At 61.4% G+C, this 10,275-nt stretch carries 10 protein-coding genes; 7 read left to right on the forward strand and 3 right to left on the reverse strand.

Annotated features, from left to right (window positions below; all coding sequences use genetic code 11):
• Window positions 1-11 precede the first annotated feature (11 nt).
• Window positions 12-2,333, reverse strand: a complete 2,322-nt coding sequence (locus J5M57_RS01115; RefSeq protein ID WP_207849845.1) for an FdhF/YdeP family oxidoreductase — start codon at window positions 2,331-2,333, stop codon at window positions 12-14.
• A 357-nt stretch (window positions 2,334-2,690) separates the two neighbouring features.
• On the opposite strand from J5M57_RS01115, the gene moaA reads away from it, so the two are divergent.
• Window positions 2,691-3,689, forward strand: a complete 999-nt coding sequence (moaA, locus tag J5M57_RS01120; protein ID WP_169841329.1) for a GTP 3',8-cyclase MoaA — start codon at window positions 2,691-2,693, stop codon at window positions 3,687-3,689.
• 35 nt (window positions 3,690-3,724) lie between these two features.
• Window positions 3,725-4,624: a bestrophin family protein gene (locus J5M57_RS01125; protein WP_103368906.1), complete on the forward strand. Its 900-nt coding sequence runs from the start codon at window positions 3,725-3,727 to the stop codon at window positions 4,622-4,624.
• A gap of 272 nt (window positions 4,625-4,896) precedes the next feature.
• Here J5M57_RS01125 and glp read toward each other — a convergent pair whose 3' ends face one another.
• Both glp and moaB read right to left on the reverse strand, forming a co-directional pair.
• Entirely contained in the window at window positions 4,897-6,102 is a 1,206-nt protein-coding gene (glp, locus tag J5M57_RS01130; RefSeq protein ID WP_207849846.1) for a gephyrin-like molybdotransferase Glp, read from the reverse strand.
• Window positions 6,099-6,638 carry a molybdenum cofactor biosynthesis protein B gene (moaB, locus tag J5M57_RS01135; RefSeq protein ID WP_027611709.1) on the reverse strand — a complete coding sequence of 180 codons (540 nt, stop codon included), beginning with the start codon at window positions 6,636-6,638 and terminating at the stop codon, window positions 6,099-6,101. Before moaB ends, glp begins: the two co-directional genes overlap by 4 nt.
• Window positions 6,639-6,923: 285 nt before the next feature.
• On the opposite strand from moaB, the gene J5M57_RS01140 reads away from it, so the two are divergent.
• The 5 genes from J5M57_RS01140 (at window position 6,924) to moaE (ending at window position 10,096) form a co-directional block, all read left to right on the forward strand.
• Window positions 6,924-7,823, forward strand: a complete 900-nt coding sequence (locus J5M57_RS01140; RefSeq protein ID WP_027611708.1) for a LysR family transcriptional regulator — start codon at window positions 6,924-6,926, stop codon at window positions 7,821-7,823.
• A 245-nt stretch (window positions 7,824-8,068) separates the two neighbouring features.
• Window positions 8,069-8,902: a formate dehydrogenase accessory sulfurtransferase FdhD gene (gene fdhD, locus J5M57_RS01145; protein WP_095136551.1), complete on the forward strand. Its 834-nt coding sequence runs from the start codon at window positions 8,069-8,071 to the stop codon at window positions 8,900-8,902.
• Window positions 8,899-9,384, forward strand: a complete 486-nt coding sequence (moaC, locus tag J5M57_RS01150; RefSeq protein ID WP_047601713.1) for a cyclic pyranopterin monophosphate synthase MoaC — start codon at window positions 8,899-8,901, stop codon at window positions 9,382-9,384. Before fdhD ends, moaC begins: the two co-directional genes overlap by 4 nt.
• Window positions 9,381-9,632, forward strand: a complete 252-nt coding sequence (locus J5M57_RS01155; RefSeq protein ID WP_027611705.1) for a MoaD/ThiS family protein — start codon at window positions 9,381-9,383, stop codon at window positions 9,630-9,632. The genes moaC and J5M57_RS01155 overlap by 4 nt, the downstream gene beginning before the upstream one ends.
• Before the next feature lie 2 nt (window positions 9,633-9,634).
• Window positions 9,635-10,096, forward strand: a complete 462-nt coding sequence (gene moaE, locus J5M57_RS01160; RefSeq protein ID WP_115989473.1) for a molybdopterin synthase catalytic subunit MoaE — start codon at window positions 9,635-9,637, stop codon at window positions 10,094-10,096.
• The last annotated feature ends 179 nt before the right edge of the window (window positions 10,097-10,275 follow it).

Here is a 10,275-nt window from a genome sequence, read left to right on the forward strand (position 1 = left end):
TAGGTAGCGGGTCAGGCCAGCGACGACGGGATCAGGTTGCTGACCTTGGCCGCTTCGAGGCGAATCGCGACGAATTTCGAGGTCGGCGTGTAGGTCCGGTCGCCGTAGCTTTCCAGCGGCACCAGCGGGTTGGTTTCCGGGTAGTACGCCGCGGCCTGACCGGGCGGAATGTCGTAGGCGATCAGGGTGAAACCGCTGACCCGACGCTCGCGCTCGTCATCCCACAGCGCCACCAGATCGACCTTCTGTCCCGGTTCGAAACCGAGTCGCTGGATGTCCTGTTCGTTGGCGAAGATCACGTCGCGCATGCCATAGACCCCGCGATAACGGTCGTCGAGCCCGTACAGCGTGGTGTTGTACTGGTCGTGGGAGCGCATGGTCTGCAGGATCAGATCCGGCTTGACCGGCAGGTTGCGCACGCCTTCGCTGATCAGGTGTTCCGGCAGCACGCACGGGGTGAACTGGGCTTTGCCCGACTCAGTGTTCCAGACCCGATCCGAGGCGTCGTTGCCGAGGTGGAAGCCGCCCGGGGTCAGCAGTTTTTCGTTGAAGTTCTCGAAGCCCGGAATCACATCGCCGATCAGGTTGCGAATGCGCCCGTAGTCGCCCACCGCCCACTCCCAGTCGATCGGGTGTTTGCCCAACGTGGCGGCGGCGATTCCGGCAATGATCGCCGGCTCGGATTTCAAGTGCGCCGACTTCGGCTTCAGTTGACCGAACGACAAGTGCACCATGCTGAAGGTGTCTTCCACGGTCACGCCTTGCGGGCCTTCGGCCTGGATGTCGATGTCGGTGCGACCGAGGCACGGCAGGATCAATGCGTCGCTTCCGGTGACCAGATGGCTGCGGTTGAGCTTGGTCGAAATGTGCACGGTCAGGTCGAGTTTGCGCATCGCTTCGTGAGTGCGCGGGGTGTCCGGCGTGGCTTGAGCGAAGTTGCCGCCCAGACCGATAAACACTTTGGCTTCGCCCCGCTCCATCGCGCCAATCGCCATGACGGTGTTGTGGCCGTGCATGCGCGGCACTTTGAAGTTGAAGCGTTTTTCCAGCGCGTCCATCAGCTCCTTCGGCGCCAGTTCATTGATGCCCATGGTGCGGTCGCCCTGCACGTTGCTGTGACCGCGCACCGGCGACAGGCCGGCGCCCGGACGGCCGACGTTGCCGCGCAACAGTTGCAGATTGATGACTTCCTGCAGGGTCGGCACCGAGTGCACGTGTTGGGTCAGGCCCATGGCCCAGCACATGATCACGCTTTTGGCGCGGCCATACATGCGCGCCGCCAGTTCGATGTCGTGCAACGGCACGCCGGACTGCTCGAGGATGTGCTCCCAAGTCGTGGCGTCGACTTCTGCCAGGTAGCTGTCCAGACCCGAGGTGTGCTCGGCGATAAACGCATGGTCGAACACCGGTTCGCCACCGCTGGCCTGGGCTTCACGCTCCCACTGCAGAAGGAATTTGACCATGCCGCGAATCATCGCCATGTCGCCACCCAGCGCCGGGCGGAAGTACGCGGTGTTGGTCGCTTCCCAACCGTTGCTGAGCATCTCGAGCGGGTTCTGCGGGTTCTGGAAACGTTCCAGGCCACGTTCTTTCAGCGGGTTGATGCACACCACCTGCGCGCCGCGTTTCACCGCTTCACGCAGCGGTTCGAGCATCCGTGGGTGGTTGGTGCCGGGGTTCTGGCCGATGACGAAAATCGCGTCGGCATGATGCAGATCCTCGTAGACCACGGTGCCCTTGCCCACGCCCAGCGTCTCGCCCATGCTCACCGCACTGGCTTCGTGGCACATGTTCGAGCAGTCGGGAAAGTTGTTGGTGCCGTAGGCGCGGACGAACAACTGATAGAGAAACGCCGCTTCGTTGCTGGCCCGGCCCGAGGTATAGAACTCGGCCTCGTGCGGCGATTTCAGGCCCTTGAGATGTTCGGCGATCAGCGCGAACGCATCTTCCCAGGTGGTTTCCACATAGCGGTCGACCCGCGCGTCGTAACGCATCGGGTGGGTCAGCCGGCCCTGATATTCCAGCCAGTAGTCGCTCTGCTCGGCCAGGCTCGATACCGTGTACTTGTTGAACGCCGGATCGACCAAGCGCCCGGTCGCCTCCCAGTTCACCGCTTTGGCGCCGTTCTCGCAGAACTTGAGCATGCTCGCACCGGGCGCTTCACCCCAGGCACAGCCCGGGCAGTCGAAGCCGCCGTTCTGGTTGGTCTTGAGCATGGCGCGGATGTTTTTCAGGGCGTTTTCACTGCCCAGCCAGCTCTTGGTCAGGCTGATCACAGCCCCCCAACCGGCAGCGGCACCCTTGTAAGGTTTGTAACGGTCGACTTGTGACATGGGACATCTCCATGACGATGCACACAGGCATGAACCTGATCTTGGTTAAACAGCGACGGCCGACTTTGCACAGCAATAAAGTGGTCGTTTCAGTTGCCGGAGCAAGGATATGAACCGTTACAAAACATTGTCTAATCGCTATTTATGACCACATTATCGAAACCCTCTATCACGGCGAAAAACCTTTTATTTACGGGGCGTTGCGGAACTAAGGCGGTAACTTTCCAGAGAAAATAATTGATCATCGACGCGCTCAATCAAGCAGTCATAAACAGTGATTGGACGAGATCTGAAGTTGCCCATAACCTGCGGCAACCTGGTTCGTAAATGCGGACTTATCACTCCTGCGAGGCTGTCATGTCAGAGCGTGTCTTGATCGATGGTTACAACCGCCGCGTCGACTATCTGCGCATGTCGGTCACCGACCGCTGCGACTTCCGCTGCGTGTATTGCATGGCCGAGGACATGCAGTTTCTGCCGCGCCAGCAAGTGCTGACGCTGGAGGAGATCTATCAACTGGCGCAGAGCTTCGTGGCGCTGGGCACGCGCAAGATTCGCCTGACCGGCGGCGAGCCGCTGATTCGTCCGGGCGTGGTCAAGCTGTGCGAGCAGATCGCCGCCCTGCCCGGCCTGCGTGAACTGTGCATGACCACCAATGGCTCGCTGCTGGGCAAACTCGCCGCGCCGCTGTTCGACGCCGGGGTCAAGCGGCTGAACATCAGCCTCGACAGCCTCGACCCGGATCGTTTCAAGCAAATGACCCGCACCGGTGATCTGGCGCAGGTGATCAGCGGCATCGATGCGGCACGCAAGGCCGGTTTCACCCGAACCAAACTCAACGTGGTGGTGATGCAGGGGCGCAACGATCAGGAGATCAACGATCTGGTGAGCTTCGCCATCGACCGCCAGCTCGACGTCTCCTTCATCGAGGAAATGCCGCTGGGGATCATCAGCGAACACAGCCGCGCGGAGTCGTTTTTCTCCAGCGCCCAGGTGCGCGAAAAAATCGCCGAGCGCTACACCCTGATCGATTCCGCCGAATCGACCCAAGGCCCGTCGCGCTACTGGCGGCTGGCCGAGGCGCCAGACATTCGTCTGGGCTTTATCTCGCCGCACAGCCACAATTTCTGCGGTACTTGCAACCGGGTGCGGCTGACTGTCGAGGGGCGCCTGCTACTGTGTCTGGGTAACGAGCATTCGGTGGATCTCAAAGCCGTGCTGCGCGCTCATCCGGGGCAACCAGAGCGGCTGGAGAAGGCCATCATCGAAGCGATGAAACTCAAGCCGTATCGGCACAATTTCGAAGTGAACGACGACGTTCAGGTCGTGCGCTTCATGAACATGACCGGCGGCTGAGCCGCCCTCACCCTGCGTAACCGGGATCGCCCAGCATGATCATCAGACCCAAGGTCAACCAATTCGCCATCCTCTTCACCCTCAAGGGGTCGATTGCCAAACGCATCGCCCTGCGCACCCTGATGGTCACCCTGCTGGCTTCTGCCATCGTGCTGATTGAAATGCTCCATCCGAGCAACTTCACCAAGGTCAACGCCACGCCGTTCACCCTGCTCGGGCTGTCGCTGTCGATCTTCATGAATTTTCGCAACAACGCCTGCTACGACCGCTGGTATGAAGCGCGCAAGGCCTGGGGGGATGTGCTGGTGCACATCCGTTCGGTGATTCGCGAAACCCATGTCATCCGCGAATCGGCGCAGCGCAAGCCGTTGCTGCTCAACCTCTGCGGGTTTGCTCATGCGCTGAATGCGCGATTGCGCCGGGAAAGCGAAGCGGCGGCCAGCAGCAAGTGGATCACCCCGCAACACGATGCGCAGGTGCCGGACTACAGCGGACGGATTCTGCAGCAGGTCGGCCAGCAGTGTTCGGATCTGCATCAAAGCGGCGAACTGAGCGAGTGGCGCTACATGCTGCTGGCCAATCACCTGACCAGCCTGACTCAGGCACAAGCGGTATGCGAACGGATCAAGAACACCCCGCTGCCCTTCCCCTACACCTTGCTGCTGCACCGCACGATTTACCTGTTCTGCATCCTGCTGCCGTTCGCCATGGCCGAACCGCTGGGCTGGCTGACCCCGCTGTTCACGGCGATTGTCAGCTACACGTTCTTTGGTCTGGATGCGATTGCCGATGAACTGGAAGACCCGTTCGGCCGCGACGAAAACGATTTGGCGACCGACTCGCTGGTGCGCACCATCGAGCGTGACATTCTCAGCGAACTGGGCGAAACCGACCTGCCGCCGATGTTGCTGCCGGTTGACTATGTGCTGAGCTAATCACATTTCTCCAAACACCAAAAAACCTGTGGGAGCTGGCTTGCCAGCGATTGCGCTGGGTCAGCCAACTTCAATGTTGGATTTGCCGGCCTAATCGCTGGCAAGCCAGCTCCCACAAGTTTGGGGGAACATCCACAAAATGGCTGATCATCACACATCCAAATGTGGGAGCGAGCCTGCTCGCGAAGAGTGCTTGTCAGTCAACATTGATGTTGTATGACACGCCGCCTTCGCGAGCAGGCTCGCTCCCACAGTTCTGATTTGTGTCGGGGTCAGAAGAGTTCGCTGAAGGGAATGAAACGCAGCGGATCGCCAATGTCGAGAGTGCTGTTTTCCGGCACCTCCACCAGCCCATCGGCCCAGGTCGCTCCGAGCAAAACGCCGGAACTCTGGTTCGGATACAACACCGCGCGCCCCGCCTCCAGCCGCACCCGCAAGTACTCTCGACGACTGCCAGCCTTGTTCCAGGCGAACCCGGCATTCACCGTGAAGCTCAACGGCATGACCTCTTCCACGCCCTGAATGCGCAGCAGGTACGGCCGCGCCAGCAGGCCGAAGGTCACCAGCGCCGAGGTCGGATTGCCCGGCAGGCCAATCACCGGCACCGTGCCGAAATGGCCCACGGTCAGCGGTTTGCCAGGCTTGATCGCCAGCTTCCACAGCAGCGGTTTGCCGTCCTCGCGCAGCACCTGCCCGAGGCAATCGGCATCGCCGGCAGACACCCCGCCGGTGGTCAGGATCAGGTCAGCCGCCACTTGCAGTTGCTCAAGCTTGAGCCGCGTCTGCGCCGGACGATCCGGGAGGATCCCGGCGTCGATCACCTCGCAGCCCAGTTCCTTCAGCCAGTGGCCGAGCAGCACACGGTTGCTGTTGTAGATGCTGCCGGGACGCAGCGGCAGGCCCGGTTCGACCAGTTCGTCACCGGTCGACAGCAGCGCCACGCGCGGGCGACGCACCACGTGCAACTGTGCCAGCCCCTGCCCGGCGGCGACCGCCAGTTCGAACGGCCCGAGGCGTTTGCCGGCACGCAGCAGGATGTCGCCGACGCGGTTTTCCTGACCCTGCGCACGAATGTTCTGCCCTGCTTTCAGCGGCTGTAAAAAGCGTACGCGGCCGTCCTCCAGCACTTCGACGTTCTCCTGCATCTCGACGCAGGTAGCGCCGGGCGGCAACGGTGCGCCGGTAAAGATCCGCGCGCAGGTGCCGGGCAATAGCGCGTCGGGTGCCAGACCGGCGTAGACCTTCTGCGACACCTTCAGCGGCTGACGATGCAGATCGGCCAGGTTCAACGCATAACCGTCCATGGCGCTATTCGGCCACGGCGGCAAGTCGAGCGAGGCGACCAGATCACTGGCCAGCACCCGCCCACGTGCCTCGTCGAGCGGCAGAATTTCGCTATCGGCCAGACGTTGCTCATTGGCCATGCCGAGCAACTGGTCGAGGGCGTCCTCGACCGGCATCAACCCTGCCTTGCTCATCCGCGCGGCCCACAGGCAGCGACTGATTTGAGGTGCGGCACAAAGTTGCACGGGCGGTGGCGGTTATCCAGTTGCTCGGCGAGGATACCTTCCCACGCTGTGCGACAGGCACCGGTCGAACCCGGCAGGCAGCACACCAGCGTGCCGTTGGACAGCCCGGCCAGCGCGCGGCTTTGCACGGTCGAGGTGCCGATGTCGAGAATCGAAATGGCGCGGAACAACTCGCCAAACCCGTCGATCTGCTTGTCGAGCAGACAGGCCACCGCTTCCGGCGTGCTGTCGCGCCCGGTGAAACCAGTGCCGCCGGTGATCAGCACCACCTGAATGCTGTCGTCGGCAATCCAGTGCGCGACCTGGGCGCGGATCTTGTACAGGTCATCCTTGAGCAGGTTGCGTTCGCTCAAGGTATGACCGGCCTCCAGCAAGCGGCTGACCAGCAATTGGCCGGACGTGTCGCTCGCATAATCGCGAGTATCGCTGACGGTCAGTACGGCTATGTTCAGGGGAACAAACAGGGCATCCGCTTTCGCACTCATGGGAATCTCCGGCAGTAGTCAATCAGATTGCCAAGCAGCCTAAGTGCCACTTATGAGTACTGTCTAATCACTCTGGCCAACCACATTATCGAGCTGCTCTATCGACGCCGTTGACCTCGGCCAATGCCTTTGAAACCATGGGCGATAGAGCTGATCGATAGGCTTTTCAATTCTTCCGATTGGACGCAGATACAGGCAGGTGAGATCGTCACACCTCGCGTTTTTCGTGCGCTGCGCGCATCTGCGTCAGTACTCCATTCAATTTCTCAACGAGCAGGTGCCTTCGTGGACATCAAACAACTCAAGTTCCTGATCGCACTGGACGAAACCCGACACTTCGGCCAGGCCGCCGCCCGCTGCCACATCACCCAGCCGACCCTGTCGATGCGCCTGCGCAATCTGGAAGATGAGCTGGATCTGGTGCTGGTCAATCGCGGTCAGCGCTTCGAGGGTTTCACCCAGGCCGGCGAACGGGTGCTGGCTTGGGCGCGCACACTGCTGGCAGCGCATGACGGCCTGTTCGCCGAAGCGGCGGCGTGCCGCGGGCAACTGGTCGGTAGCTTGCGCCTGGGTCTGGTGCCGCTGAGCAATTTCAACCCGGTCAATTACATTCAGAGTTTGTCCGGGACCTATCCGGAGCTGAAATTCAGCCTGTCGTCGGGGAGTTCCGACGAGATCATCGCCGGTTTGGGCAACAACCAATTGGATCTGGGCGTGTGCTACCTCGACCACGTCAACCCGAACTATTTCGATTTTTTCGAGATCGGCGAAACCCGCGTCGGTCTGCTTTACGACAACCGTCACTACCATTTCGAAGGCTCGGAAATGAGCTGGGAAGACGCCGCCGAACTGCCGCTGGGGATGATCACCACCGGCATGCATTATCGCAAATCCATCGACCTGAGCTTCCGCAGTCGCGGGCTCAATCCGCAGCCGATCATGGAAAGTGATTCGACCTACCAGTTGCTGCAGGCGATTCACCAGGGTTTCTGCTGCTCGATCATGCCACTGGACAGCGGGCTGGAAGAGCCGATCGAACACCTGTCGTTCATGCAACTGCCGGATGCCAGCGTGCTGGCGCCACTGGGGCTGGTAATGCGCAAGACCGAGCCGCGTTCGGCGATAGCCGAGAAGTGTTTTGCCGAGGCGCGCAAGTTGTTCGGGGTTGAGTTGCCGGTTGCTTGAGTGATCTCTCCAGACATTGATGCTGGCTGTCAGACCGTCTTCGCGAGCAAGCCCGCTCCCACAGGTTGAATGCATTTCAATTGTGGGAGCGGGCTTGCTCGCGAAGAGGACCGCCCAGCGAATACACATTTCGGATATAACAGCGGTGATCGACCCACCCAATCACCAGATCAGAACAAGCGATTGGACGCACTTTCACCACCCCCGTAGCCTGAACCCACTTCAGCGCTTCGGGACTTTTCAAGATGCTCTGCCACGTCGAATCCAACACCGAACCCAACGCCCCCGCCCCGCAACCGTCACAGGTGGCGTTTCGCGAATACCTGCCGCACGCCCCGCTCTCGCACGTCGCCCTGGCCGCGGAGATCGCCCTGGCGATCACCTTCAACGGCCTGAGCCAGGCGGTGATGATGGTCTCGCCCGGCAACCTTGAAGATTTCATCCGGGGCTTCAGCCTGAGCAACGCGATCATCGACAGCGTCGACGAGATCTACGACATCCGCCTGAGCCATTTCGATCAGGCCTGTCAGGCTGACGTGCAGATTTCCAGCCGGGCCTTCTGGGCGCTGAAAGATCATCGTCGGCAAATGGCCGGCACCAGCGGCTGCGGCATCTGTGGCGTCGAGGCGCTGGAGCAGGCGTTGCCGCAACTGGACATTCTGCAACCCTGCGCCCTGCCGCCGGCCGCGCATTTCGACGGCATCCGCCAACGCATCGAACAGGCCCAGCAACTGGCCCGCAGCAGCGGCGCCCTGCACGCGGCGCTGTACTTCGATGCCAGCGGTGAGGCGCTGTTGTGCCGCGAAGACATTGGCCGGCACAACGCCCTCGACAAGCTGATCGGCGCGATGCAAATCGCTGACGTCGATGCGCGCCAGGGCTTCGTGGTGGTCACCAGCCGTTGCAGCCTGGAGCTGATCCACAAAGCCGTGCGCGCCCGCCTCGGCACCCTCGTCAGCCTGTCCGCCCCCACCGCGTTGACCGTGCGCTGGGCGCTCAAGCATCGGCTCAATCTGATCCACGTGCCGCACCGCAACGCCCCCCGAATCTACAGCCCGATCCAGGAGCTTATGCCATGAGCAACACCCTCACCCACCTCGACGATCAGGGCCGCGCCAACATGGTCGACGTCAGCGACAAAGCCGCGACTCGCCGCGAAGCCACGGCGCAAGCCTGGGTGCAGATGCGCCCGGAAACGCTGCAGATGATCCAGGCCAACGGTCACCCCAAGGGCGACGTCTTCGCCGTGGCGCGCATCGCCGGAATCCAGGCGGCCAAGCGCACCCACGAACTGATCCCGTTGTGCCACGCGCTGTTGCTCAGCTCGATTCACGTTGAACTCAAGGCCTGCGAACCGGACCGCGTGCAGATCACCAGCACCTGCCGCCTCACCGGCCAGACCGGCGTCGAACTTGAAGCCCTGACCGCCGCCAGCGTCGCGGCGCTGACCATTTACGACATGTGCAAAGCCGTGGATCGGGCCATGGTCATCGGCGACATCCGCCTGCTGAGCAAACAGGGCGGCCGCTCCGGACACTTTCAATGGGAGAACGCGCAATGATCCTGATCAACTACTTCGCCAGCTACCGTGATCGCCTCAATCTGGGCGGGGAAAAAATCCCCCTGAGCGACGACCTGAACTGCATCGAGGACGTGCGGCAGATGCTCATGGCCCGTGGTGAGGAATGGCGCGAAGTGCTCGGCGCCGGCAACCTGATGTGCGCGTTGAATCAGGAGCTGTGCCAACCGAGCGCGGCCATTGAAGACTTCGACGAGATCGCGTTTTTCCCTCCGGTCACCGGGGGCTGAACATGACGGTTCGAGTTCAGTACAAAAGCTTCGACGTCGGCCAGCTGACCGCCGACCTGCATGCGCGCAATCCACGGGTCGGCGCGGTGGTGAATTTCATCGGCTATGTGCGTGATCTGAACATCGGGCAGAGCGTGAACGAGCTGTTTCTCGAGCACTATCCGGGCATGACCGAAAAAGCCCTCGAACAGATCGCCGACGAAGCGCGCCAGCGTTGGCCGCTGCTGGGAGTGGAGATTGTGCATCGGGTCGGCGCACTGGCGGTGAGCGAGCCGATCGTGTTCGTCGGTGTCAGCAGCAAGCACCGGCACATGGCGTTCGAAGCCTGCGCGTTCATCATGGATGTGCTCAAGACCCGCGCGCCGTTCTGGAAGCGTGAGAGCACAGCGCAGGGTTCGCATTGGGTCGAGGCGCGGGAGAGTGACCAGAATGCGGCGCTGCGCTGGAGTCTGGCGCATGCCTGAAAATCAAGAGCCCCTCACCCTAGCCCTCTCCCCGAGGGAGAGGGGACTGATTGGGGAATATTGAAGAAATTCACCGAATTGAAAGATTGGCTCTGAATCCATAATCGACTCGATCTCTCAGGTCGATGGATGACGCCAGACACCTCGGTCGGCCCCTTCACGCGCAGGCGTATGGCTTA

This window comes from Pseudomonas sp. 86_A, from assembly GCF_017491705.1.
Taxonomy (GTDB): Bacteria; Pseudomonadota; Gammaproteobacteria; order Pseudomonadales; family Pseudomonadaceae; genus Aquipseudomonas; species Aquipseudomonas koreensis.

Excerpts from the sequence above, each read along its gene's own strand:
- J5M57_RS01115 (WP_207849845.1), bottom strand. The coding sequence starts at position 2,333 with ATGTCACAAGTCGACCGTTACAAACCTTACAAGGGTGCCGCTGCCGGT.
- fdhD (WP_095136551.1), top strand. The coding sequence starts at position 8,069 with ATGCTCTGCCACGTCGAATCCAACACCGAACCCAACGCCCCCGCCCCG.
- moaE (WP_115989473.1), top strand. The coding sequence starts at position 9,635 with ATGACGGTTCGAGTTCAGTACAAAAGCTTCGACGTCGGCCAGCTGACC.
- moaC (WP_047601713.1), top strand. The coding sequence starts at position 8,899 with ATGAGCAACACCCTCACCCACCTCGACGATCAGGGCCGCGCCAACATG.
- J5M57_RS01125 (WP_103368906.1), top strand. The coding sequence starts at position 3,725 with ATGATCATCAGACCCAAGGTCAACCAATTCGCCATCCTCTTCACCCTC.
- moaB (WP_027611709.1), bottom strand. The coding sequence starts at position 6,638 with ATGAGTGCGAAAGCGGATGCCCTGTTTGTTCCCCTGAACATAGCCGTA.
- glp (WP_207849846.1), bottom strand. The coding sequence starts at position 6,102 with ATGAGCAAGGCAGGGTTGATGCCGGTCGAGGACGCCCTCGACCAGTTG.
- J5M57_RS01155 (WP_027611705.1), top strand. The coding sequence starts at position 9,381 with ATGATCCTGATCAACTACTTCGCCAGCTACCGTGATCGCCTCAATCTG.
- moaA (WP_169841329.1), top strand. The coding sequence starts at position 2,691 with ATGTCAGAGCGTGTCTTGATCGATGGTTACAACCGCCGCGTCGACTAT.